Origin of the sequence: Candidatus Scalindua japonica, from assembly GCF_002443295.1 — a bacterium.
GTDB lineage: Bacteria > Planctomycetota > Brocadiia > Brocadiales > Scalinduaceae > Scalindua > Scalindua japonica.
The window spans coordinates 435,447-460,624 of the sequence record NZ_BAOS01000028.1; the positions used below are offsets into that span (position 1 = coordinate 435,447).

Annotated in this window: 25 protein-coding genes; 22 read left to right on the top strand and 3 right to left on the bottom strand. The window is 39.0% G+C overall.

Annotated elements, in window-relative coordinates; genetic code table 11:
- The first annotated feature begins 421 nt into the window (after positions 1 to 421).
- Together trpC and SCALIN_RS16500 are read left to right on the top strand one after the other, a co-directional pair.
- Positions 422 to 1,198 (top strand): indole-3-glycerol phosphate synthase TrpC, encoded by a 777-nt coding sequence (trpC, locus tag SCALIN_RS16495; protein ID WP_096895544.1) that lies wholly within the window; start codon positions 422 to 424, stop codon positions 1,196 to 1,198.
- Positions 1,199 to 1,423: 225 nt separating this feature from the next.
- On the top strand, positions 1,424 to 2,368 hold the full coding sequence (locus SCALIN_RS16500; protein ID WP_096895545.1) for a redoxin domain-containing protein: 945 nt from the start codon (positions 1,424 to 1,426) through the stop codon (positions 2,366 to 2,368).
- Between the two features lie 71 nt (positions 2,369 to 2,439).
- Here the strand turns inward: SCALIN_RS16500 and SCALIN_RS16505 are convergent, their stop codons facing one another.
- Positions 2,440 to 2,745 carry a ferredoxin-thioredoxin reductase catalytic domain-containing protein gene (locus tag SCALIN_RS16505; protein ID WP_162532374.1) on the bottom strand — a complete coding sequence of 102 codons (306 nt, stop codon included), beginning with the start codon at positions 2,743 to 2,745 and terminating at the stop codon, positions 2,440 to 2,442.
- A 266-nt stretch (positions 2,746 to 3,011) separates the two neighbouring features.
- Between SCALIN_RS16505 and SCALIN_RS16510 the strand changes: the two genes are divergently transcribed.
- The 5 genes from SCALIN_RS16510 (at position 3,012) to SCALIN_RS16530 (ending at position 10,744) form a co-directional block, all read left to right on the top strand.
- Positions 3,012 to 5,219: an ATP-dependent DNA helicase gene (locus SCALIN_RS16510; RefSeq protein WP_096895547.1), complete on the top strand. Its 2,208-nt coding sequence runs from the start codon at positions 3,012 to 3,014 to the stop codon at positions 5,217 to 5,219.
- 355 nt (positions 5,220 to 5,574) lie between these two features.
- Entirely contained in the window at positions 5,575 to 6,654 is a 1,080-nt protein-coding gene (locus tag SCALIN_RS16515; protein ID WP_096895548.1) for a 3-deoxy-7-phosphoheptulonate synthase, read from the top strand.
- 233 nt (positions 6,655 to 6,887) lie between these two features.
- A complete protein-coding gene (locus SCALIN_RS16520) occupies positions 6,888 to 7,619 on the top strand; it encodes a Tll0287-like domain-containing protein (RefSeq protein ID WP_096895549.1) in 732 nt (243 codons plus the stop codon).
- Positions 7,591 to 9,132 (top strand): TldD/PmbA family protein, encoded by a 1,542-nt coding sequence (locus tag SCALIN_RS16525; RefSeq protein WP_096895550.1) that lies wholly within the window; start codon positions 7,591 to 7,593, stop codon positions 9,130 to 9,132. Before SCALIN_RS16520 ends, SCALIN_RS16525 begins: the two co-directional genes overlap by 29 nt.
- A gap of 145 nt (positions 9,133 to 9,277) precedes the next feature.
- Entirely contained in the window at positions 9,278 to 10,744 is a 1,467-nt protein-coding gene (locus tag SCALIN_RS16530; protein WP_096895551.1) for a TldD/PmbA family protein, read from the top strand.
- A gap of 325 nt (positions 10,745 to 11,069) precedes the next feature.
- Here the strand turns inward: SCALIN_RS16530 and SCALIN_RS16535 are convergent, their stop codons facing one another.
- Together SCALIN_RS16535 and SCALIN_RS16540 are read right to left on the bottom strand one after the other, a co-directional pair.
- On the bottom strand, positions 11,070 to 11,582 hold the full coding sequence (locus SCALIN_RS16535) for a hypothetical protein (RefSeq protein WP_096895552.1): 513 nt from the start codon (positions 11,580 to 11,582) through the stop codon (positions 11,070 to 11,072).
- A gap of 34 nt (positions 11,583 to 11,616) precedes the next feature.
- A complete protein-coding gene (locus SCALIN_RS16540; protein ID WP_096895553.1) occupies positions 11,617 to 12,315 on the bottom strand; it encodes an MgtC/SapB family protein in 699 nt (232 codons plus the stop codon).
- 336 nt (positions 12,316 to 12,651) lie between these two features.
- On the opposite strand from SCALIN_RS16540, the gene SCALIN_RS16545 reads away from it, so the two are divergent.
- From SCALIN_RS16545 to rpsB, 15 genes are all read left to right on the top strand, one after another.
- Complete coding sequence (locus SCALIN_RS16545) at positions 12,652 to 12,855, top strand: hypothetical protein (RefSeq protein ID WP_096895554.1); 204 nt, start codon at positions 12,652 to 12,654, stop codon at positions 12,853 to 12,855.
- A gap of 1 nt (position 12,856) precedes the next feature.
- The gene (locus SCALIN_RS16550; RefSeq protein WP_096895555.1) at positions 12,857 to 13,831 is read left to right on the top strand and encodes a ribose-phosphate diphosphokinase; all 975 of its coding nucleotides are present in this window, start codon (positions 12,857 to 12,859) and stop codon (positions 13,829 to 13,831) included.
- Positions 13,832 to 13,892: 61 nt separating this feature from the next.
- Entirely contained in the window at positions 13,893 to 14,525 is a 633-nt protein-coding gene (locus tag SCALIN_RS16555; RefSeq protein ID WP_096895556.1) for a 50S ribosomal protein L25, read from the top strand.
- Positions 14,526 to 14,530: 5 nt separating this feature from the next.
- On the top strand, positions 14,531 to 15,085 hold the full coding sequence (gene pth / locus SCALIN_RS16560) for an aminoacyl-tRNA hydrolase (protein WP_096895557.1): 555 nt from the start codon (positions 14,531 to 14,533) through the stop codon (positions 15,083 to 15,085).
- A 14-nt stretch (positions 15,086 to 15,099) separates the two neighbouring features.
- The gene (gene rpsF / locus SCALIN_RS16565; RefSeq protein ID WP_133111988.1) at positions 15,100 to 15,531 is read left to right on the top strand and encodes a 30S ribosomal protein S6; all 432 of its coding nucleotides are present in this window, start codon (positions 15,100 to 15,102) and stop codon (positions 15,529 to 15,531) included.
- A gap of 80 nt (positions 15,532 to 15,611) precedes the next feature.
- Positions 15,612 to 16,019, top strand: a complete 408-nt coding sequence (locus SCALIN_RS16570) for a single-stranded DNA-binding protein (protein WP_096895559.1) — start codon at positions 15,612 to 15,614, stop codon at positions 16,017 to 16,019.
- Between the two features lie 40 nt (positions 16,020 to 16,059).
- Positions 16,060 to 16,317 carry a 30S ribosomal protein S18 gene (gene rpsR / locus SCALIN_RS16575; RefSeq protein ID WP_096895560.1) on the top strand — a complete coding sequence of 86 codons (258 nt, stop codon included), beginning with the start codon at positions 16,060 to 16,062 and terminating at the stop codon, positions 16,315 to 16,317.
- A gap of 91 nt (positions 16,318 to 16,408) precedes the next feature.
- Positions 16,409 to 16,927 (top strand): 50S ribosomal protein L9, encoded by a 519-nt coding sequence (gene rplI, locus SCALIN_RS16580; RefSeq protein WP_096895561.1) that lies wholly within the window; start codon positions 16,409 to 16,411, stop codon positions 16,925 to 16,927.
- Positions 16,928 to 16,990: 63 nt separating this feature from the next.
- Positions 16,991 to 18,364: a replicative DNA helicase gene (gene dnaB, locus SCALIN_RS16585; RefSeq protein ID WP_096895562.1), complete on the top strand. Its 1,374-nt coding sequence runs from the start codon at positions 16,991 to 16,993 to the stop codon at positions 18,362 to 18,364.
- A gap of 4 nt (positions 18,365 to 18,368) precedes the next feature.
- Positions 18,369 to 20,726 carry an outer membrane protein assembly factor BamA gene (gene bamA, locus SCALIN_RS16590; protein ID WP_133111990.1) on the top strand — a complete coding sequence of 786 codons (2,358 nt, stop codon included), beginning with the start codon at positions 18,369 to 18,371 and terminating at the stop codon, positions 20,724 to 20,726.
- A gap of 51 nt (positions 20,727 to 20,777) precedes the next feature.
- Positions 20,778 to 21,392, top strand: a complete 615-nt coding sequence (locus SCALIN_RS16595; protein ID WP_096895564.1) for an OmpH/Skp family outer membrane protein — start codon at positions 20,778 to 20,780, stop codon at positions 21,390 to 21,392.
- A 3-nt stretch (positions 21,393 to 21,395) separates the two neighbouring features.
- Positions 21,396 to 22,268 carry a UDP-3-O-acyl-N-acetylglucosamine deacetylase gene (gene lpxC / locus SCALIN_RS16600; RefSeq protein WP_096895565.1) on the top strand — a complete coding sequence of 291 codons (873 nt, stop codon included), beginning with the start codon at positions 21,396 to 21,398 and terminating at the stop codon, positions 22,266 to 22,268.
- Positions 22,269 to 22,398: 130 nt separating this feature from the next.
- Positions 22,399 to 23,217 carry an acyl-ACP--UDP-N-acetylglucosamine O-acyltransferase gene (gene lpxA, locus SCALIN_RS16605; RefSeq protein WP_096895566.1) on the top strand — a complete coding sequence of 273 codons (819 nt, stop codon included), beginning with the start codon at positions 22,399 to 22,401 and terminating at the stop codon, positions 23,215 to 23,217.
- A 13-nt stretch (positions 23,218 to 23,230) separates the two neighbouring features.
- Entirely contained in the window at positions 23,231 to 24,265 is a 1,035-nt protein-coding gene (locus SCALIN_RS16610; RefSeq protein WP_096895567.1) for a Gfo/Idh/MocA family protein, read from the top strand.
- Between the two features lie 183 nt (positions 24,266 to 24,448).
- Positions 24,449 to 25,174, top strand: coding sequence for a 30S ribosomal protein S2 (rpsB, locus tag SCALIN_RS16615; RefSeq protein WP_096895568.1), 726 nt, complete (start codon positions 24,449 to 24,451; stop codon positions 25,172 to 25,174).
- Positions 25,175 to 25,178: the final 4 nt, after the last annotated feature.

Sequence of the window (25,178 nt, forward strand, 5' to 3'; positions counted from 1 at the left end):
ATCGTACTCAGGCTCAGGTTAGACTTGGCCGATCTAATTCAACCGAACCGCAAGCACAGCCTCTTCTGCGTTGACGGTTCGCCGAATTAAGGCTGGACAAGGATGGCCTGAAAATGAGATGCCCTCCCGGCAAATATCATTTGGACGGGCCAGAATGTAAAGCTCTTTTTCTCCGAAACCGAAAATGTCGATTTTAATACAAAAGGATTATATAATCAACTATTTTAAATACTTGACTGAAAATGGAAAAACATTTAATCTTACAGTTCGCTTGTATGTAAATTTCAATATTTGAGTGTAAATATGCACTATAAGTTCTTTGGAACATGATGTTTAGTATATAACAAGACATTACTTTAGAAACCATTTTACGTACTGAATAGAGACGGAAAGAGGTTTTGCTTTTCTATCACAAATAATCATGATATTAGATAAGATACGTGCATATAAACTGACAGAGGTTGCTGAGAGCAAAAAGCTTGTCTCTATAGACTCTTTGAAAGAGAGATGTATAAACGTTCCGGAAGCAGTCAAGTCCGGTACGGCATTGAAAAAAGAGAATAGGATCAAATTTATTGCTGAGGTCAAGAAGGCATCACCTTCAGCCGGTATTATCAGGGAAGATTTCAATTATATCACCATAGCAAAAGAATATGAGGCAGGTGGAGCGTCCGCAATATCCGTGCTGACAGATAAAGAGTTTTTCAAGGGGGATATTAAATATCTCTCTGAGGTTAAAGAAACAGTCAGTCTGCCTGTCCTGAGAAAAGATTTTATAATTGATTTGTATCAGATATACGAGGCAAGAGCTGCCGGTGCCGATCTGGTGTTACTGATTGCAAGGATTCTCACAAAGGAGCAGATAGAAAAATTTCTTTCTCTGTCCGATGAGCTGGGAATGGAGTGTCTGGTTGAGGTGCATGACAATGACGAATTGGAAAAGGTGTTGGAGACAGAAGCAAACATTATCGGAATTAACAACAGAAATCTTGATACATTTGAAACTAACCTTGAAACTACACTTCAACTCTGCCATAGGATACCTGAAGGCAAGGTTGTCGTAAGTGAAAGTGGGATCAAAACGAGGGAAGATGTCCTTGTGCTTGAGAAAGCAGGTATTGATGCAATCCTGATAGGTGAAACATTGATGCGCAGTAAAGATATTTCTAAAAAGATAAGAGAGTTGTTTTGTACTTAGATAATGATGGCTTGCCAAAATAATAATCCTGGAATCTTCTCGAAAATTCCCCGACGTCTTTTGTCCGGGGAAGAGAGGTTGGTCGTCTATCCGTGACAATTCATGAAATTCATGTCTTAAAATATCACAAACCTAAAATATACTTTTCTTCTGTGAAATAGTATGTTTAAATATATTACTTCAAAATGATTGTTATAAATACATTTACATAAAGGAAATATATCCATGAAAAAAGAGAAATTTATGATCCCGACAGTAGTAATTATGTTTCTTACACTTTGCCTGACGTTTAACAATATTGCCGTTGGGGAATTGAGACAGGACCCAGATGCGGCGATGGAATTAAACACAATCAGAAAGAACCTTGGCACATATTCAAAGATGAAACCGGGGGATGCCAAAGATTATTATGAAGAGGCCCTTAATGAGCTTCAGGCAATAGTCGACATGTTTGCCGGTACACATGAGGCGCTGGAAGCGACTTTTTACATCGGCGCTACTCATAATATAATGCGTAATTTCATCGAAGCCATAGCCTATTTTGACGAAGTATTGGCTTTGCAGAATGAAATCGACCAGAATTTCAAGGCAAGGCTATTGTATTTTAAGGCGCAGGCCCTTATCGGGTCCGGTAATATTTCAGGAGCAAAAGATGTTATCACAGAATTAAGGATTATTGAGCCAGGTGCCGCAAATGCCTTCGGGAAGGAATTGGGTGGTACAATAAGGCTTGGAATGCATGCACCCGATTTTCACACTAAAGATTATAAGGGAAACCCGATAAGCCTGTCAGATTTTAAAGGCAAAATAGTTGTCATGAACTTCTGGGCAACATGGAATGATAATTGTATCGAGAAAATTTCGGAAACAAAACAGTTGTACAGAAAATTTAAAGGACCTGGTATTCAATTTATTGGAATAAGTCTTGACGACGAAATTGACGATTTAAAAGGTGTTCTGTTACAAAGAAATATAGAATGGTCTCAAATATTTGAAGGTATGCGTTATAAAGGTATGATGTCAAAATTGTTTGATGTAAGGCAGATACCAATAATTTTTGTGCTGGACCAACAGGGCAGAGTTCAATACATTGGAAACAGTGTAGATAAAATTACTCAAATTATTTCAACGCTGGTTGTCAGAGGAGATAAAAAACCTGGCGGGTATTAATAGAACGGTCGTACCTTAATCTCCGTGTATTCCAAAACTGTCACCTTTCAGGATAGCTCGACCCAGCAAGTTTAGACTGCAGAGGCAGGTTTATAATCAGGGCTTACAAAAAGATCGCAACTGCATATGCCGTCTTTCTCTATCTCCTCTTTGTGATACTCGCACGGACATATAATTTTTGCGTCTATCTCTTTGTCGTCTGAAAGCATTCTGCACGGACAGTAAAAAAAACCGTTCTTCAGTTTTCTCTTTGCCAGACTCTTAATTATTTTATCCACATGGTGAGAATCCGGGTTCAGTTCATAAGGGTTTTCCGCCACATAATCATCAACTAATTTACGAGCATCTGTTTCAAACTTTTCTATTGTATCGTTCACAGTAATATCCTCCCACCATTATATTAACTATTTTGTGTATTAAAGTAGCTGCAGGCTTCCTGCCCGAATAGGTACAGGCGGGTAACCCGCGTGTATCATCACTTAATGAGTGTTTTAAAGTTCCTGATAGATTGTGCAACCGGAAGAATGCGCTTGCCTACCCGAACGTACTATTCGGTACGGGCGGGAATAAGTATGTCTGAGAAAAAATTATATATGATGAAAAAGGATTTGCAAGGCTAAAGAAATTGATTTATCCTGAGACTATGTTGATCGAAGACGTACTCGGAAAAAACGGAGTTATCGCAAAAAAATCAGGTTCTTATGAACTGAGGCCAGAACAGCTGGATATGGCACTGGCAATTGAAAAAGCCATTGAAGACAACAAGCACCTTATCGTAGAAGCAGGGACCGGAGTAGGAAAAAGTATGGCATACCTTCTTCCTTTTATATTCTGGAGTGTCATAAACAACAAAAAGGTAATCATCTCAACGCACACTAAGACGCTACAGGAGCAATTAATAAAAAAAGACCTTCCATTCCTTCGTAATGCATTGAAATCTGTTAATGTTTTTGCTGATACAAGAGATAATAATTGTCCTGCACAGCACGAACAGAAAGATGAATTTGATTTTTTCTATGCCCTTTGTGTAGGTGGGCAGAATTATTTATGCCTCAGAAGATTCCACCAGGCACAGAAGCAGGGTGTCTTTAACACTAAAAAGGAATTTATTGAATTTGAACAAATTATCCAGTGGGAAACACAAGCAAAGAGAGGTTTGCGATCAGAACTTGACTTTGAACCTTCACCAGCAATATGGAGTAAGGTCTGTAGAGAGTCTGACCTCTGCTTTGGCAAAAAATGTTCTTTCAAAGACGATTGCTACTACAATAAAGCGCGGAGAAAAGAGTATAAGGCACAGATACTGGTCACAAATCATCATCTTTTTTTTGCTAATCTGGCAAGTGACGGACGGGTTTTACCCGATTTTGATGCCGTAGTTTTTGATGAAGCCCATACACTGGAGGATATAGCTACCGGTTACTTCGGTGTCGAAGTTTCGAATTCCAGGATTAAATATATGCTCGACTCTATTCTGAACCCTAAGACCGGTAAGGGGTTGATAACAAGGCTTTTTGACTCTTCAAATACATTCGATCAGGCTGATAAAACGGGGATTATAAGTGATTGTGAGACACTGCTGAAAGAAGCTGGCTCTGCCAGCGATCTTTTCTTTTCAGAAGTTGTTGAAAAATACGGTACAGGAAATAAAACCACCAGGATCAGAAAAAAGGGTATCATTAACAACTACCTTGATAAGCCATTGTCAAATCTTTATGATCTGCTGGAGTCTCTATCAAAGCAGGTCAAGACAGATGAGGATAGACTTGAAATTATTGCATTCGCAAACAGGTGCAGTGAAACTAAGAGAAATATTTTTACTATCATAAATCAGGAATTGGAAGAGTGTGTATATTGGGCAGAGGTAATAAGGAGAAAGTCTCGATATGGATCGTTCACAAATACATTGCAATTAACCAACACACTGGAACCATTAAACCATAAATTTTCAAGATGCTCTCTACTTGCCGCACCAATAAATGTTGCCAGGGAATTTGAGAGGCAGATATTTGGCAGGATCAGGCCGGTAATTCTTACTTCAGCTACGCTTTCAATCAACGGAAACTTCAAATATATAAAGGGGAGGTTGGGAATACCTGTCTGTGCAAAGCCAGGTACAGAAAAATCACTCAACAATTCCGAACAGGAGGAATTTGATCCATGCGTAACAACCGAAGATGACTATAACGAGAAAGCGATAGGGTCGCCATTTAATTTTTCAGAAAACGCACTCATATACATTCCGGACAACATTCCTGATCCGAATTTGCAGCCTGATAAATTTAAAGACAATATTATTAAACACATAGAGGAGATAATCACTTACTCACAGGGAAGGACTTTTATTCTCTTTACAAGTTTCAAGATGCTTAATAGCGTATACGAAGAGATCTGGGAGGAGCTGGACGAGTTTACAATTTTCCGGCAGGGAGACAAGCCAAGATATCAATTGATCGAAGAGTTTAAGACCAGTGAGAAAGCTGTCCTCTTTGGCACAGCAACATTCTGGCAGGGAGTTGATGTGCCCGGTGAAGCCTTGAAGTGTGTAATAATAACAAAATTGCCTTTTGCTGTCCCTGATGATCCGATAATTGAAGCAAGGATGGAGCTGTTGAAATCCCAGAATAAAAACCCTTTTATGTTCTATCAGGTTCCACAGGCAATAACACTCCTGAGGCAGGGATTTGGCCGTCTGATCAGGTCAACGACGGATACTGGTGTGGTTGCAATACTTGATCCCCGCATTAAGAGCAAGTTTTATGGCAAGTACTTCTTAAACTCGCTTCCCGACTGTAAAAAAGTTTCTGAAATAGAAGAGATTAAAAATTTTTTTAATCCATTTGAATGTTGATATTTCTGATTAATCGCTATTTTAAGCTTTTGTGATATAATGATTCTAATATTCTAATAAGAACATAATATTGGGATTTTCATTTTATTGTTATGGTAAAAATGGATTTTGGCAAAAGAGATATAGTAATGACTACATTATTAAGTTATGCAAGTAGAAAAGAGTTAAAAAACTGATGTAAAATAAGAATGGAAGAAATGAATTAAACTATCTCTTGGTTTCCTGGCTTCCTTATAAAAAGTCAGTATTAGTAGTTATAAAAGAAACACGATAAGGAAACCAGGAATGCAGGAGTAAAGTAACAAAGTAATTTATGTATCTGTTTTATAAAAAACCTGAAGGATGATGTTCGGCAATGCCAGATAAACGCATAGAAAATCTAAATGTATTTACTGAAGAACCACTCCTTGCGCCTGTTGAACTGAAGAAGCGATTTCCTGTTACCGATAAGGCCGTCCGGGCTGTTATGACAGGGCAAAGCACTATCAAAAATATTCTGGATAGAAAAGACCCTCGTATTTTCGTCGTTGTAGGGCCCTGCTCAATTCATGACGTTGCGGCCGCGAGAGATTACGCTTTGCGTCTTAAAAAACTGGCTGATGAAGTGGATGATACACTGTTTTTATTGTTGCGTGTCTATTTTGAGAAACCGCGTACAAAAACAGGCTGGCAGGGTTTCATTAACGATCCGGGTCTGGATGGCTCCGGAAAATTGGAAGAGGGCCTGAAACGTGCACGCGAGCTGCTTTTATATGTTGCTGACCTCGGTTTGCCTGCGGCAGGAGAAGCGCTTGATCTCGTATCACCTCAATATATCCAGGACCTCTTCTCCTGGACAGCGATTGGCGCCCGCACAACTGAGTCACAAACACACAGGAAAATGGCAAGCGGGTTTTCAACTACAGTTGGATTTAAGAATGGGACTAATGGTAACTTAACAATCGCGATAAATGCTATGCACACTGCCGCTAATCCGAACAGCTTTGTCAGTGTGGGCCCTGAAGGCCATGTTGCTGTTATTCGAACGAAAGGTAACAGGTATACACACATTGTACTTCGCGGCGGTGAGTCAGGGGTCAATTACGATGCCGACAGCATCGCAGGATGCCAGAAGGAATTAAGGGAATCCGGCTTGCCTGAAAACATTATGGTGGACTGCAGCCATGCTAATTCTCAAAGCGACCCGGATAAACAACTCGAAGTACTGGAAGATATTACCCGCCAGATCCTTGAAGGCAACCAATCGATTATCGGCTTGATGCTGGAGAGTAATATTAATAGAGGCAAACAGCCTGTTCCTTCTGACAGGGCGGCTCTTAAGTATGGTGTTTCCATCACCGATGCCTGTATCGATTGGCAAGCTACTGAGAATGCCTTAAAGCTATTACGAGAACGGCTTAAAAACCGTCTACCGGTTCGCGAAAATCACGCTTAACTTAACATAGAGAAATTACCGGTGCTACGGAGGTGCATCCGCCACATTGATTTGTTAGGAGTTTACTTACTGATTCATACTCATTTCTTTCTCAAAAAGTAATCAGGCAGAGACACAAAGCACAAAGGGTAATAACTATAATTTTTTTAGAAAATCTCTCGTTTTTGTGTTAGACTAAAACTCAGTACATATAATGATTTAAACTTTCTTAAGATCCAGGTCTACTAATTTTAATGAAAAAGAATTTAAAACTATACAGTGTCATAATAGTTGTAGTAGCTATTGTAATTCTTTCCATAAGTTTTACTAATTTCCAGAAGCAATCTACATTGTTACGAGAGGAAGTTTTCGATAAGTGCAAAATGATTGCTCTGGAGCTTAAGCACACAAGGGAATATCTGGCTGAAACAATGGCAATTACAAACATGGAACATGACGAAACTACCAGACTGCTCATGCCGGCAATCGCGGGAAATGAGATTGGCAAAAAGTTTTATAACGCGACAGGATATCGATTGAGGCAGGTGAGCTCGAGATATAGAAATCCGAAAAACAGGCCGGACAGGTTTGAGGAACAAGCCTTGGCTGAATTCGAGAAGGACAAAAAACTTTCAGAATATAAAGGTGTAGACGAGATAGAGAGCAAGAGAGTGCTTAGATATCTCATTCCTCTCCACATAGAGGAAGCGTGCCTTAAATGTCACTCTGCCAAGGAGAAAATACCGGAGTCCATACTGGAAGCTTATCCTGAAGACAAGGCCACGGACTATACCTTTGGAGACTTGCGAGGCGCTATCTCTGTGGCAGTGCCTATAGACAGGGCTGAAGCAGAAATCAAAGGAAACCTGGTCCATCTGACAATTGTAACTACCGTAGGGATGATATTCCTGGTAACCTTTGTCTTTATTGCGATGAATATCACGATTAAGAGGAAAAATGAAACCACGCATAGAAATTCTGGATAAATTAAAAGAGCACATCTTTAAAACCGTATCAATATATTATAAATCACTAAGCGACTGCAAATATGTTGACGTAAGGTTTGGGATCAGCGAATTTAAATCAGCCTGTTCTGAAAATGGACAATCAAAGGATGTTACGGATGATTATGATGCTTCGTTCGGAATAAGGGTTATTGCGGGGGGAATGGCATCGTGGGGATTCTATGGACAGTCCCTGGGGAAAAACGACTTAAAGGCCAGGGAAATATCAAGACTGATTATTAAGGGAATAGATACTGCCTATGAACGGGCAACAGCCAACGCAAAGAAAAAACAGGAGTTTGCAAAGAGTGCCGATTCGCTAACGGAAGTAAGGCTGGCAAAGATTAAAGTTTGTCAGGATACAATACCGGCAGATTTTGAAATAGACCCGCGAAAGGTTTCCCTGCAGAAGGTGTTAAAGACAAGCATGGATGTTTCCGCGCAGATGAAGATGCTTGATCCATCTGTACATTATGCAGCTACAGGGATTAAGACGGGCATAATCAGGGAGTTGTTCTGCAGTTCTGAAGGTGCAGATATTGATCAGTCATTTCCTCTGACTCAGGGCGTTGTTTATGTGTCCGCCCAGAAGGGTGAGTCCAGTCCGGAAGTCTGTTATGATTATGTTGGTGATATGAGAGGATGGGAAATAATTGAAGGCAAAAACTGTTATAATTTAAGCTTTCTCAATTTTGCTCTTGAAAGGACAAAAGAGACTATAGAGCTGTCTGGTGCTGAGTTCCTTAAGACCGGTAAAGACGAAGTCGTCGTTGTAACTGACCCCCACTTTAATACACTACTTGTACACGAAATCGTTGGGCATCCTGCAGAATCTGACAGGATATTGAAGATGGAAACCGCCTACGCGGGAAGGTCATGGCTCTTTAAGAACATGGATGAAAATCAGGTAGGAAAACAGATAGCATCTCCACTGGTAAACGCTTTCTCAGATCCTACCACAATGGGATATGGTTACTACAAATACGATGCGGAAGGAACATTGGGTAAACGCATAGAGGTAATTAAGAATGGTATTCTGAAAACGTTCCTGAACGGAAGGGAGAATGCTGCAATTCTTGGACATGGACCAAATGGTTCGATGAGGGCGACTACATCCGCAATGGTACCGATTGTCAGGATGACAAATACAGCATTTGGCCCCGGCAAAAAAGACCCGAAAAACATAATCAAAGAGGTAAAAGATGGATACTACATTGTCAACCACAGAATACCGTCCATAAGTGAATCCAGAGAGAACTTCAGGATTTCTGCCAGAAAGGTTTATAAGATTGAAAATGGGAAACTTGTTAAGCTGTACAGAGGCGGTGGTATAATGGCAAATTCGAAAGAGTTTCTTATGAGCATTGACGCGGTGGGGAAAGATTTTAAAATGTATCCCATACCGAACTGTGGAAAGGGACAACCGATGCAGGTTATGAGAGTTGGTAACGGAGGGCCAACACTCCGGGGCAAGGCAAGATTGGCAGGTTATTAATAACTGTTTCTGTAGTGCCTGACTGTCTGTAGGCAAGGAATCCTTTCAGGCTTTCACTGGATTCCTTCCGAAAGGAAGATGCAGTAATTATCCCCACTTTCGTGGAGAGTCCGAAAAGTTTTAAATCTGTGTCCGATAATTTACAATGATAAAAACAGAAGACTTACAAACAGCCGTTGCCGACGCGCTGAAACAGATAAAAAAGCAAAAGGATGTTATCGATGCGGAAGTATTTGCGTCATGGAATGATCTGATAACTATAAGGGTTAATTACACATCGGATATTCCCTGTAACGGGGTCCACGAGCCAAAATCTATTCAATCGTACGGTCTTGGAATACTGGTCACATTCAAAAGAGGTAACAGGGTTGAAACAGGTTTTGGGTCAGTCACAAATGATTTGACGAAAGAGGGTATTATCGAAGCCCTGGCGAAGGCGAGAAAAAACAGGGTGTGTGACCCGGATTTCAGAACACTGCCTGAACCAATAGATACACCTGCCTTAACAAACTATCACGACAAACGTGTCATGCAAATCAGTGCGAAAGATAGTGTTGGTTTAGGGTGGAAGGCCCTTGATGGTGCTCTCAAAACCCTTCGTGGTGGCGGTCACAGGAAAACAATCATTGTCGGAGGAGACGTTACCATCCAGAGAGAACGAATGGCCATTAAGACGACAAAGGGAATAGATGATTTTGACGAAACTACCACCCTTACTGCAAATATAACGGCAATGATCGAGAATAAAAATGTTAAGGGCACAGGATGGAGTACTGGCACACATTTGAAAACATTTGATCCGGAAACAGCAGGCAAAGACGCAGCAGTGAGTGCAATGAGGACAATTGGCGGAAAGAAAATCAAGTCAGGGAAATACAATGTGGTCTTTAGCAATCAGCCTGTTACTGATATTACTTCAAACGTATTGATACCATCGTTGGATCTGTCGTCAGTTAATGCATCCAACACGCCATTTCTCGGAATGCTTGGCCAGGAAATAGTATCGCATAATTTAAATATATATGATGATGGATCAATAAAGGGGGAGATCGGTAGTAAAAAAATTACGTGTGAAGGTATGCCAACCGGAAGAACTGACCTTATCAAGAATGGTACACTTACCGGCTTTCTTTCTAATAGTTACTATGCGCAAAAATTCAAAAATAATCTGTACAATCCAATGCCACGCAACGGTTTCAGGTACTCAACAAATGGCAGGGATTATAAAAACAGGGCAGACATATCACCGACAAACGTGATAATAGAAGGAGGCAGAGAGACCACCAGGGGTAATCTCCTTAAGCAGGTCAACAATGGTGTCTATATAGGGAGGATATGGTACACCTATGCGATAAACGGACTGGCCATGGGTGACTTCACGGGTACTATAATCGCCGACTCCTTTTTAATAAAGGACGGAAAGATTTCTCGTCCGCTAAAACCTAACACCGTTAGAATCAATGCAAACATTAAGCATATTCTCAACAACATAATCGGGATTACAAAGAAAAAGAGATCTACTCTGGTATGGGGGTCAAGAGAAGTAGTGATTGCCCCGGAAATCGCTGTAAGCAATGTGCAACTGGACAATGTAACTGGTTTTCTGGCCTAGAGGTCTATTTGGGTTGATTTGAAAGATGGTCCAGCATTTTTATGCATGGTGTTATACCAGGTGCTTTTGAAGCGGCTTTCAAATGGCCATCCGGTTTTAGCCCCTTTTTCAGTAAGGTGCATCATGGTCTCTTTCTGAAGCAGTGAGGGCTGCGATTATTGCTCTGGAACCTCCACCTAATTCAACCATATCAAAGCCGGCCTTTTTTGCCAGAACAGCCCCATTGGTAAAAGGAGGTAATTGTTGTGTCTATATCGTTTCCGGTCATAGATACAGGAACTATATCTTTCATAAATTTACGCCTTAAAAAACCAGGTTTTCAGGATTAAGAACCCTTGGTAAATTCAATTACGTACTTCTCAAACTCTTCCTTCGTTGCATCATGAATTTTTGCTTCAAATGTTCTGGTTGAATGCCTGTCCAGGTTCAAAATATAGAAGTCGTTACTGCCCGCAACAGAGCCATCTTTCTTGTAAACGGTAATTTTAAAGAGGGAATACTGGAAATCACTATTGGTGTTATTCGTAATTCTGCCTCTAAAAACTGTACCATTATATTGGGTTTCGTAAGTAACGTCTTCAATAGAAAAATCATCACCAGACGGTTCTATGTTTTCAGGAATGTGTTCCGGTTGTTTTTCTCGCTTAGTCGCTTCCAGAAAAATCCTCTCTTCAAGTGATATGATTCGCTTTTCCAGGGCAAGTATCCTGAATGATAAATCTGAGATAAATTTCTCCAGGGAATCCAGTTTTTCAAGAACCGGCTGTGACTCTGAGGCTCCCAGAGAGGAGAATGAAGTTAAGAAGCAGAAAATAAGAAGTATAAGTATTTTTTTCATGATAGCCGGCCCCTCCTGTTTAATTAATTAACAATTATTCCAAGCTGAAACTCTTTATGTCTTTGATTGTATTTGTAACATCGTTCGAGGCATGTAATAATGTCTCTTCGTCCTGGTACTTAACGTCCAGATCATACTCAATTTCACCCTTCTGGATATCTTTTTTAAACTTATAATTTTTTAATTTTACAGAATGTTTCTCCAGGATCTGTTTTATGTCATCCAATAAATGCCCCTGGCCGGTGACCAGCATCTTTATCGTCCTGTATCTATTTCTTTTCAATCCTTTTTCAACTAAAGCATTTAAAATCAGGATAGCAATTGTAATAATAGTTGTAAAAATGGCAGGTAATATGAATCCGCTGCCAACCGCAAGGCCTATACCTGCAACTACCCATAGGGAGGCTGCGGTCGTCAATCCTCTGATACTGGCCCGGGATCTCATTATCGTACCTGCGCCCAGGAAGCCAATGCCGGTCACTACCTGTGCGGCAATCCTCGCAGGGTCAATCCGAAGAACAGAATTATGACCTTGGCTTTGGTATTTAAGAAAAATATGTTCTGAAACCAGCATCATCAGGGTTACGCCAATACATACAAGAAGATGCGTTCTCAAACCTGCTGGTCGTCCTCGTCTATGTCTCTCCCATCCGATAATGCCGCCCAGGATTGCAGCAGTGAATAATTTTCCAAGTACAGTACCAATCATCAAAAAATCACCAAAATTAGACATAGTATGAACCCTCTTTCAAATTTAAAATCAGATATAGTGTGTTGGTGATTATACTAATACTAATTAGTCGTTTCAAAGTAATTTAAGATTTTCGTATCAATTGGCATATAATTAGTTTTTGCTTGCATTGAATATCTTTTTTTGATAGCATTCTTCCTCTGTGCCATTTCAGAACTGAAGATTTGTTAACTGTATTGTAAATAGATAGTTACGCTAAAAGTAGATTTTTGTGGGTAGCGACGTAAAAGGATGCTACCCTTCTACGCCACTAATATCTGAAGTGTGATCGTGAGAAAGCGGTAGTATGGTTAATATTCTCGATTGATTTAGAAGCGGATGGCGATTGTTGATCTGCCTTGTTTCATTGTTTTACTAATGGAAACCTGGGCAAAAATTGATCCTGATGTTATTGATTTAAGCGCCTTCATAACAGTTGCTTGTTGTTGGTGTAATGCAGGTATTGGATTATCTGCAATCCTCATAAAACAGATTATGCTGGTAACTGGATGTAAAATAGGATATACTTCAAGATTAAATTAAGATGGACGAAAAAAACCGTATAGATACGATAAATAATATAAAGATATTTACCGGAAACTCAAATATCGCTCTGGTTGAAAAGGTATGTCGTTATCTCTCTATCCCTTTGGGAAATGCCTCGGTAGGCAGATTTCCGGATGGTGAGATAGACGTCAAGGTTGATGAAGATGTACGTGGATCTGACATCTTTATTATACAGTCTACATGTGCGCCGGTGAATGATAGCCTTGCTGAGTTGTTGATATTGATAGATTGTTTTAAAAGAGCATCTTCTGCTAGAATAACCGCAGTTTTGCCCTATTATGGATATGCTAGAAAAGATCGGAAGGATGAGGGCAGGGTGCCAATTACGGCGAAGCTGGTTGCAAACCTTATTACTGAGGCAGGGGCGGATAGAGTGCTCACTATGGATTTGCATGCAGCCCAGATACAGGGTTTTTTTGATATACCGGTAGACCATCTTCTTGCATTCCCTGTTATCTCGGAATATTACAAGGAGAAAGACCTGTCTGACTTTGTTGTAGTTTCACCGGATGTTGGAGGTATTAAGATAGCAAGGCAATATTCAAACCATCTGAACATGAGATTGGCTGTAGTAGATAAGAGGAGGATGGGGCCGGAAGATATAGAAGTCGGGTTTGTTATTGGTGATGTAGAAGGTAGAAATGCAATTATAATAGACGATATGATTGCTACAGGCGGATCTATATGTCAGGCGGCAAGGGTGTTGAAGGAAAAAGGGGCTAAAGATATTTATGTATGTGCAACGCACCCTGTCTTATGCGGTTCCGCTGTTGAAAAGTTAGCAGAAGCGCCTATTAAGGAAATAGCAGTTACAGATACTATACCTTTGAACAATCATGCAAAAAGCCTGGGCACAAAAATTAAAGTGCTATCAGTGTCAAGGCTTTTGGGTGAGGCGATAAAAAGGATCCATACTAACACGTCAATTAGTTCAATGTTTAATGATCATTGAACTAGTTGTTTTTTTCTTATTGTTTTAAACCTTTTTTTAAATATATTTGGAATAAACGAAAATGGAAACACAACCGCTGCAGGCAAAAATTAGAAAAGAGTCCGGATCTATCAAATCCAGAAAAAATAGAAAAGCGGGTTTGATTCCTGCCGTTTTGTATGGTCATAAACAGGAATGCGTTATGCTTACTTTAGACAAGAAGGAATTGTCTAAAGTAATCGATGCCAGGGCTAAAATGGTTAATTTGAAGATGGGCAGTAAAGAGGAGACTGCGGTTATCAAAGAAGTTCAGTTTGACACTTTCGGTAAAGAGATTTTACACGCTGATTTAATCAGAACTGATCTGACAGAGAAAATTACAACACAGGTTCCTGTTGTACTTTACGGTACTTCACCTGGAGTTAAGGAAGGGGGTATACTGGATCATGCGCTTAAAGACATTGAGATAGAATGCCTTCCTGCTGTCGTTCCGGATAATATCCGTATAAATATTTCAGAATTGGCGATTGGAAATACCATACATATTGGCGATGTAGAACTTCCATCTGGTGCGAAGGCACTGGGAAGCTCTGATGCCACCGTTGTATCTGTCCATTTTGCGGCTGCAGAAAAGGAAGTATCTGAAGAAGAATTAGCTGCTGGGCCAGAAGTAATCAGCGCTCGAAAACCGGATAAAGAAGAGTCAGAAAATTAGCAGTTATGAAAATTGTTTTTGGCCTTGGGAATCCGGGTGGCAAATATGCGAAAACAAGGCATAATATTGGATTTGCCGTTATAGATAAATTTTTACAGAGTTGTGATGTTGGTTTTACAAAAAAATATCGTGATTCTATCGTTAGTAAATGTGTTATTGAAGGTGAAGAAGTTCTTTTTGTAAAGCCTCAGATGTATATGAACTTAAGCGGTGGGCCCGCAAAAAAGATCATAGAAAAATATAATTGCAGTCTAAGCGAAATACTTGTAATTCTGGATGATATCAGCATTCCTCTTGGAAAAATCAGGATAAGGGAAAAAGGTAGCAGTGGTGGGCATAATGGCTTGAAATCAATCTCAAATCATTTAACAACTACGAGTTTCCCCAGATTGCGCATTGGAGTTGGTAACAGTCTTTCAGAAGATACAAAGAAGTTTGTCTTATCACGTTTTACAAAAGAAGAAAATAGCGTAATTCAAGATGCTATCGACAAAGCGTGTAAGGTGATAAATTATTGGGTAACGACAGATATAAAAAACTGCATGTGCTTGTTTAACTAGGAGGAAAAATAGTTTTGAGATTATACGAAGGAATGTTCATAATTAGCGATACCGTAGCTGGCTCTGATTGGGAAACGGCCGTAAAGCACGTTGAAGGCCTCTTGAAAAACAGAGGAGCCGAAATTCTCAAGAGTGAAAAATGGGAGGAGAGGAAATTTGCGTATAAACTAAAAGGGCATAAGCGAGGAGCTTATTTGCTTATATATTTTAACGCGCCAACGGATTCGATCTCATTAATTAAAAGGGATTTTGAGCTTTCAGACGATGTGTTAAGGACCTTAATAGTTAAGGTGGATAAAATCAGGGAATCTAAACCAGAAGAGGAAGCCGAAGAGCCTCTAGAGAAAATTAAGGCTGAGGAAGTTAATGATGAAAGTGCTGATACGGAGAGTGCGAAAGTAAGTCCTGAGGCCTCTACACCGGTTGCAACAGAACCTTCAGAATAGATACTAGAGTTATTATTGCTTTTTTTAGAGTTCAGGATTTCTAACTAACTTATACAAGAGCAAAAGAAAAGAGATAAAACATGGCTAAGCTTAATAAGGTTTTTTTAATGGGAAATCTTACTAGAGATCCCGAGTTAAGATATACACCAAGCGGTACAGCAATTGCCAGCTTTGGAATAGCTATAAATAGAACTTGGTCGGGGCAGGATGGCGAAAAAAAAGAGGAAGTGTGTTATGTTGACATAAATATGTTTGGTCGGCGTGCAGAAGTTATTAATGAATACTTCAGCAAGGGTAACCCTATTTTCGTAGAGGGTCGATTGCAGTTCCAACAATGGGAAACTAAGGATGGTCAAAAACGTAATGCCCTGCGCGTTGTGGCTGAAGAATTCCAATTTATTGGTGGTAAAACAAAGAGAGATGAAGGCCAGAGTTTTCCGGAAGGTACGGCGCCAAATGATATTAATGAAGAAGAGATACCATTTTAAGTGAATATCAATTTTAACAATTTTATAAAGAACTGTATTAATGAAACGAAAATTTAAAAAGAAAAAACCAACAGAATCACCACACAAGAAAAAGAAATATCAAGAATTTGCTACGAAATGCCGATTTTGCAGGTCCAGAGTAGAGTCGGTTGATTATAAAGACATGCATTATTTACAAAAACTTGTAGGAAGCCAGGGAAAGCTGCTCTCCAAAAAACGTTCGGGGAATTGTACAAAACATCAGCGTTCGGTAAAAATTGCTTTAAAAAGAGCCAGGCATATGGCACTGTTAGCCTGATCTATAGAATTTACCTGAAAAATTCTCGTATTCTATTTATTCTTACATAATACAGTTTGTCGGTATCGATTAGCTATAGGATTATTAACTCATGAAAATATTACTAAAAAAAGAGATTAAAAAATTAGGCAACATTGGGGACGTTGTTGATGTTGCAAATGGTTATGCAAGGAATTATCTATTGCCTAAGAAACTTGCAACAGTTGTAACAAAAGGGAATATCGAACAAATTAATCTGCAAATGATAAAAAACGAGGAGAAACGAAAAGAAGAGATCAAGAATCTTCAAACATTAGCTGAAGAAATTGCGAACATACCTTACACTATCACAGTTAAGACAAATAAAGAAGGAAAGCTTTTTGGTTCTGTTACTGCCAGTGACATTGTAAAAGTACTGACAGAAAAAGGCTTTCAAATAGATGAAAAGATGGTAGTCCTTGAAAGCCCAATCAAAAAATGTGACATGTATAACGTAAATGTGATGTTGCATCCTGATGTTAAAGCGCAATGCAGGGTATCGGTTGTAAGCGAATCTGAAAAGTCAGCAGGCCCACTACAGGAAGCTTCTGAAGCTCCTTCTACAAATAACTCAGAAACAGATAAAGCTTAACTGCAATAAATCCTGTTTTAGTTACCCTTCTTAAAAACAGCTAACAGATAAAGGCTAATAACAATGACAACAGGGCTAATACAAGAAAAAACACAACCATTCAACATAGAAGCGGAAATAAGTGTTTTAGGCTCTCTGTTAATAGATAATGAAGCGATTAGCCTTGTAACAGAGAGTTTAAGTAAAAACGACTTCTACAAAACTGCACATCAACATATTTTCGATACAATTGTAAATATTTACGACAAGAACAATGCGGTTGATCTCGTCATTTTGAAAGATGAACTAAACAGGCTATCGTTATTAGAAAAGGTAGGCGGTGCTGAGTATTTAATGGAACTGGAAGAATCAGTTCCAATTGCCTCAAATGTTGAATATTACGCGAAAATTGTACGAGAAAAGACGGTAAAAAGAGATTTGATTTCAGCTACGGCAAAAATACAACATGAGGCATACAACGACTCTCTGGAATCCGACGAACTGTTGGATATAGCTGAAAAGGAAATATTCAACATAACACAACGCAAATTTGCAAAGCCAACAACCAGTATGCATGATATACTCCAATGTACTTGGGAGTACATAGAAAGTTTACATGAAGGTGACAGCAAATTAACCGGCATCCAAACCGGTTTTACCGACTTGGATGAAAAAACCTGCGGGCTGCAAAGAGGAGAGTTGATAATTATTGCAGCAAGGCCCAGTATGGGTAAAACAAGTTTTGTGTTGAATATTGCGGAACATGTTGGCGCAAGTCTGAAAAACCCAAAAGAGAAACAGCCAATGTTGATTTTTTCGATGGAAATGTCTGCTCAGCAGATATCACAAAACATGCTATGCTCTGCTGCGAAGATTGATGCACACTTAATTCGCACAGGAAGGTTAAGTGACGATGACTGGTCAAGGCTTCCTATAGCAATGGGTGATTTATCAGAATCGGCAATATTTATTGATGACACTCCGGGGCTTGGCCTCCTCGAAATACGTGCAAAAGCAAGGCGCTTTAAGTTGCAATATGATATTCAGTTGGTTATCATTGACTACTTGCAGCTAATGGAAGGTAGAAAGGCAGAAAACCGGCAACAGGAAATCTCTGGTATTTCTAGAGGATTGAAAGCGTTGGCCAGGGAATTAAATATACCGGTTGTTGCTGTTTCTCAGTTAAATCGCTCCGTAGAAACACGTGAAGGGCATACACCAAGAATGTCTGACTTGCGAGAATCTGGATCTATAGAACAGGATGCTGATGTGATTATGCTGTTACACAGAGAAGATTATTACAACCCGGAGACAGAAAATAAGAATGTAGTAGATGTTGACATTGCAAAACAGAGAAATGGTCCTACTGGTAAAATTAAACTTACTTTTCTTCGTAATATACTAAGATTTGAAGATTACATAAGTGATTCTTCAATGGATTCATTTGATACATTATAGGTCTATGTTACAAAAATATATTATAACATTTGCTATTGTTTTCGTTTTTTTCCTCTCATTAGATAGTAATAAGCCACTTAATGCCCAGGGAAGTGAAGCGGTTTCGGCTGTCGTCAAGAAAATAGAATTCAAGGGTAATGACAGAATAAGCAGTTCAACAATAAAAGCTGCTATAAAAACCAATCATGGAGACATATATGACCCAAAAGCAATAAGTCAAGACGTTGATGCTATCTGGCTGTTGGGATTTTTTGATAACATAGAAGTGGAAGTAGAGTCATATGAAGATGGGGTTAAGGTGATATTTCTCGTGCTGGAACGTCCCGTCATAAAGAATATCTTTTTTGCTGGTAACGGTCAGGTAAAGACAAAAAAACTGAGAGAAGCCATACAGGTTAGAGAAGGAGACTATTTAAAGCGTTATCTAATAAAATTGGATGAAGACAAAATTCGTGAGATGTACCAGAAGATGGGTTTTTCGCACATAGTTATCAAGAGCGAGGAGAAAAAATCAAATGGTTACGTGGATATAACATACAAAATCCGAGAAGGTTCAAAAGTCTATATTAAGGAAATAGTCTTTGAAGGAAATAAGACATTCTCTTCTAAAAGACTGACTAAAATCATGGATACGAAGAAAAGGAAGTTTCCCAGTCTGGTGTTTCCAGGTAAATTTGATAAGGCTGAATTTGAAGGCGATATTGATAATATAAAGGCATTTTACGGAAGTGGAGGGTGGTTAGATACAGATATAAAATGGAAAGAACGATACAGTCCTGATAAAACAAAGATGTTTCTTTATGTGGTAATAGATGAGGGTGACAGGTATCATGTCGATACAGTAAATATAAAAGGAAATAAACTTTTTACCAGTGAAGAGATAATGGGTATGCTGCAACTTAAGAAAGGAAGCGCATTCCTGCCGGAGCTTCTCCAGAAAGATTCTAAGGGTATACGGATGGCTTATGGAAGACAAGGTCACCTGAATGCAGACGTGAGAGCGAACTATTCTTACAAACAAGTTGAACCAAAAATTGATATAACATTTGATATTATTGAGAATGAGAGATTTTTCATAGAAAAAGTTATTGTATCCGGTAACGATAAAACAAAAGACAATGTCATCCGCAGGAATTTAAGCTTTTTCCCTGGAGAGAGGCTTGATACTCAAAAAATTAAGGGAAGTGAACAGAGGCTGGCCGGTACAGGTTACTTTGACAACCAAAGTGGAAAGGCTTCAGAGATTTCTTATGTGCCCGGAACTGAGTATAATACAAAAAATGTAATAGTTGATGTGAAAGAGGGTCGGACTGGAATGATGAGGTTTGGTGGAGGGTTTGGCGCTAATGCCGGGCTCTTTGGGGACGTTTCGTATACAGATAAAAATTTTGATATTTTCGATTTTCCTAAAGACTTGCGAGACTTTATGTCAGGCAACGCATTTCGAGGTGGTGGTCACACAATAACTTTGAGATTCAGTCCTGGGCTTCAAAGAACAGAAGGGATGTTTTCGTACAGTAATCCTGCTGTTTTTGATTCTGGTTACAGCCTCGGGCTCAGTACAAATATTTTCCGGCGCGCCAGGGAGGATTATGATGAAGAAAGAAAAGGCGCTAAGGTAAGCGTTGGCAAGACTGTGCTCAGAGGGTTGAGGCTGGGTGTCACTCCAAACTTTGAGGTAATTGGAGTACAAAACATTGACAGCAACGCGCCTCTTGTCGTAAAAGATATAGAAGGAAGCAATAAAAAATTAAGTTTGGAGCTAAGTGCGATGTTAGACAGAAGGGACAGCAGGATGTTTCCTACAAAGGGCTATAAAATAACTTCGTCACTGGTGTTTTCAGGTCTTGATGTTGACATAATAAAGTTTTCAGTACAAGGGAAAAAACATACAACTGTCTTTAATTTTTCCGACTGGAGGGGAAAGCATGTTCTCTCGTATGGTGGAACCCTGGGTGTTATCGAGGCAACTTCAGACCAAGGCGTTCCGATCTTTGAGCGTTTCTTTGCTGGAGGTGCTAATTCAATACGAGGCTTTGCTTTCAGGGGGGTGGGGCCGGTAGATGTGACTTCAAGTGAGCAAGTCGGTGGTAAGGTGTTGCTCCTTGCGTCAGCAGAATATACTCTTCCTGTTTACGGCGACATGGTCAGAGGTGCGTTTTTTGTTGATGCGGGAAAAGCAGATACCGATCTAAACGACTTAAACATTAACAACATTCGTGCTACAATAGGCTTCGGTTTCAGAGCAAAGGTTCCTTTTATGGGAAATTCGGTTGTTGCTGTTGACTTTGGTTTCCCATTCATAAGAAAAGACTCTGATGATGAACAAGCCGTAACATTTAACTTTGGAGGAGGGCGCTAGAAAACCTTCTATTGTCTTTCTTTTAATATATTAGGAAAGGAATTTTATATTATGAATTTATCATTCTTCAGAATGCCAATTTTGTGCTTGACGATTGCTTTGTTGGGGAACTTTGTTTACACAAATATAAATCTTGAAAATGCTGAAGCTGGAAATATTAAGATTGGCGTAGTAGACATAAGCAGAGTATTTGAAAAATATAAAAAGAGAATAGATCTGGATTCTGAGCTCAAAGGACAGGAGAAAGGATTTCAAGATGAAATAAATAAAAAAAGGAAAGAGATTATAGACTTAGATGAAGAGACTCAACTACTGGATCTGGGTAGTGAAGGCAGAAGTAAGAACGAAAACATATTAGAAAGAAAAAATGTGGAACTTGAAGGTTACGCGAAATTCGCGGAGAGGCAACTACTAAAAAAATATAAAGATTTTTTTGAGAGTATTTACGAAGAAGTAATTCAGAAAGTTGAAGAAATTGGGGAGCAAAAGCATTTTGATCTTATTATAAAAAAAGAAGAGCCAGATTTGAAGAGTGAGCAAATTTCTGATCTCCAATTTAAAATAGGAATAAGGACGGTATTATACCACTCGGATTCAGTTGATATTACGTTAAAAATAATTGAGAATTTAAATACCTCATATTCCAGAGAAAAGGAGAATAAATAAGGCTTGCATAAACTTCAAAGAACAATCTCACGGGTGGTGGAGTATTCCGGAATAGGGCTGTTTACCGGAGAAGAAGTCAAGCTTCGCTTTAAACCTTCTCCGGCAAACACGGGAATAAATTTTATTCGTATTGATGTAGAGGGTCGTCCAATAATACCGGCAAATATTGAATCTCTTCATGATGCAAAACGGCTGGTAACATTAGAAAAGAATGGAGTGGGGGTAAAAAGTGTTGAACATGTAATGGCTGCCTTAGCTGGTCTCGGTATTGACAATATAGAGATAGAAGTCAATAGTAATGAGCTGCCGGCAGGAGATGGTAGTTCTCTTCTGTTCCTCCAGCTGCTGAAAGGTACAGGGATAAAGACACTTACGGAACCAAAGAATACATTCTTTTTACAAGAGGAATTAAAAGTAAGCGATGGTGACGCGAGTGTGGTAGCTTTGCCATATGACAAAGGTCTGTCACTTTCCTATATTCTTGATTTCAATGGATTATTCTTAAACAGGCAGTGCTTTGAAATCGAAATGACAGAAAGTACTTTCAGCACTCAAATAGCCCCTGCAAGAACTTTTGGTCTATGTACAGTTGTTGAAGAATATATAAAACGGGGATGGGGAAGGGGTGTTACTGATGAAAATAGCCTTATATTACAGGAAAACGGTACAATAACGAAACCCTTGTCTAAGGCCCCTGCTGAGTTGCGATTTCCAAATGAATGCGTAAGGCATAAGGTTTTGGATATTATAGGCGATCTTTATTTGACTAATCTGACATTATCTGCTCGAATAGTTGCAACTAAGTCCGGGCATTATTTGAATACTTGTCTGGCGGAAAAAATTTTTGAAAGTGCTAACAGGGAAGCTCGTAAATGAGCTAAATGTGTGGATTGTTATTTTTCAGCATTTTAAGCAGCTTGCAAAAACTTAATAAATAATAAAAATTTTTCAAACGAACTATTTTGTTGTTAATTTTATTAGAACAAAATAAGTGCGTATATTACAAATGAAAATACATTCAACTGCTATCATTCATCCGAAGGCCGTAATAGGTGAGAATGTTGAAATTGGTCCTTTTTCGGTAATTGATCAAAATGTGAAAATTGATGAAGGAAGCGTTATTCATAACAATGTTACAGTTACCGGTAATACAACCATAGCAAAAAACAACGTAATATTTCCCAATTCAGTAATAGGAGCAGAACCACAGGATTTAAAATATTATGGTGAACAGTCAAAGCTCATTATTGGAAGTGGTAACGTTATCAGAGAAAGTGTTACAATTAACACCGGGACAGAATTAGGTGGTGGAGAGACGCTAATAGGTGATAATAATCTTTTCATGTCATGTTCTCACATAGCACACGATTGTATTATTGATGACAATGTGCTTCTTGCCAACGGAGTGCTTTTAGGGGGGCATATAAAGGTAGAAAGGCATGCGAAGTTGATGGGACTGGCAGGCGTACAGCCTTTCGTTACTATTGGTCAACATTCCTATGTAGGTGGGCTCTCAAGGATTGTTCAAGATGTACCCCCATACATGATAGTAGAGGGCAATCCTGCCAAGGTTCGTAAGGTTAATGTAATAGGTTTGGAAAGATCTGGGTTTTCACAAGGTGATATTAATGCCATAAAGGAGGCATTCAAACAGTTGTTTCGATCAGAAACATTGAACAGAAACCAGATACTCGCGGAGTTAGAGAACCAGGAAGATTTGATACCGGAAATAAAAGTCCTCATAGAATTCTTTAGAAACACAGATAAAGGCAGGTTTGGCAGATACAGGGAGTCTTTGCGATCAACTTTAACAAATATATCATAAGAGATAAAAAGCTTTGGAAAAATTGAAGGTTGCAGTAATAGGGACAGGTCATCTCGGTAAGGAACATGCGCGTATTTACTCCGAGATACCGGAAGTTGACCTCATAGGTGTTGTAGATACTAATAAAGATACTGGGGAAGCGGTAGCACGGCGTTGTAAGACTACTTACTACAGTTCATTTAAAGATATCTTAACGAAAATTGATATAGCAAGCGTTGTTGTGCCTACCAGGTCTCATTACAAAATAACCAAAGAATTACTTAATAACGGTATTCATGTATTAGTAGAAAAGCCCATGACAGGCACTGTGTCTGAGGCAGAAGACCTGATAAGGCTGAGCAAACAGAACTCAATAATATTACAACCTGGATATATCGAGAGATTTAATCCTGCACTGGAGGCAATAAAAGAACTTGATGTTTCCATAAAATTTATAGAATGCCACAGGTTGAGTCCATTTACGTTTCGTTCCGCCGATATAGGCGTAGTTTTGGATTTAATGATTCACGATATTGATATTATTTTATATCTTTCAAAGTCTAAAATAAAAAAAATTGATGCTGTTGGTGTAAATGTTATAGCTGATAAGGAAGATATTGCTAATGCTCGCATCCAGTTTGAAAATGGTTGTGTCGCAAACATCACGGCAAGCAGGGTCTCTTTCGAGCCGATGAGAAGGATTCGTCTTTTCTCTGAAAATTCGTACATATCGCTTGATTATCAAAAACAAGAAGCTCTTATTTACAAAAAATCTCCAAAGTTAACTCTGAAATCTATTGACCCTGAAAGAAAAGGGGTTTCTAGCATCACAGATCTTAAAAACTTTTCATTTGGCGATATGTTAAAAATAGAACGAATAATAATGAACAACCAGGAACCATTGAAAAAGGAACTGGAATCATTTATTGACTGTATAAAAAATGGTAAACAGCCGGTAGTTTCAGGTGAAGAAGGAATAAATGCCATAAAAACAGCTGCGGTAATAAGAGAAGAGATTAACAAAAATTTAAAATTAGCAAATATTAATTTATCAGAAAAATCGGTATGAATGTTTCTTGTTTTCTCTTAAAAAGCAGTTCAGGCAATGAAATAAAAGAAATAGCATTGACCCTTTGCTGAGAAGCTATTTATAGCAGTATTTTATTTAATAATTATACTTGTACATATTCTTTTATTTGATATAATACAACGCTTTCGAGACGAGACAGTATTTTTATATAAGGAGTTGAATTTGCCAATAGTAAATCTTCAAGAATTAGTAGATGCCGGCTTTCATTTTGGACATAGAACCAGTCGATGGAATCCCAAGATGAAGTCTTTTATTTTTGGAAAGCGTAATCTGATCCATATAATAAACCTGAAGGAAACGGTCAGGGGCTTGATTACCGCTTATAAGTTTCTGACAAAGATTTCCAGTAGTAAAAAAGAGGTGCTCTTTGTAGGCACAAAATGGCAGGCAAAGGATGCTATTGTCGCCGAAGCTCAACGTTCAAATATGCATTATGTTTGCGAAAGATGGCTTGGTGGTACGTTAACAAATTTTGAGACAATTCGTAAACGGTTGAAAAGATTAGAAGAGCTTGAAGAGCTGGAAGAAAATGGTTCAATTCATAACTATAGTAAAAAAATAATATCTTCGCTCACTCGTGAGAGGAAAAAAATCACTAAAAACCTTGAAGGTATAAAGAATATGAATAAGTTGCCATCTGTGTTGGTTATTGTAGACCCAAAGAAAGAACACATAGCAATGAAAGAAGCTATAAAGATGGGGATACCAACAATTTGTCTGACGGACACAGACTGTGATCCTGATCTCGTAGATGTATGTGTGCCGGGAAACGATGATGCGATCAGGGCTATCAGGCTATTCCTAAACAAAACAGCAGATGCAATTTTAGAGGGACAACCTTCAGCAAAGACAGAAGAAAACAGCAAGGTATTACAAGAAACTACTTAAAAAG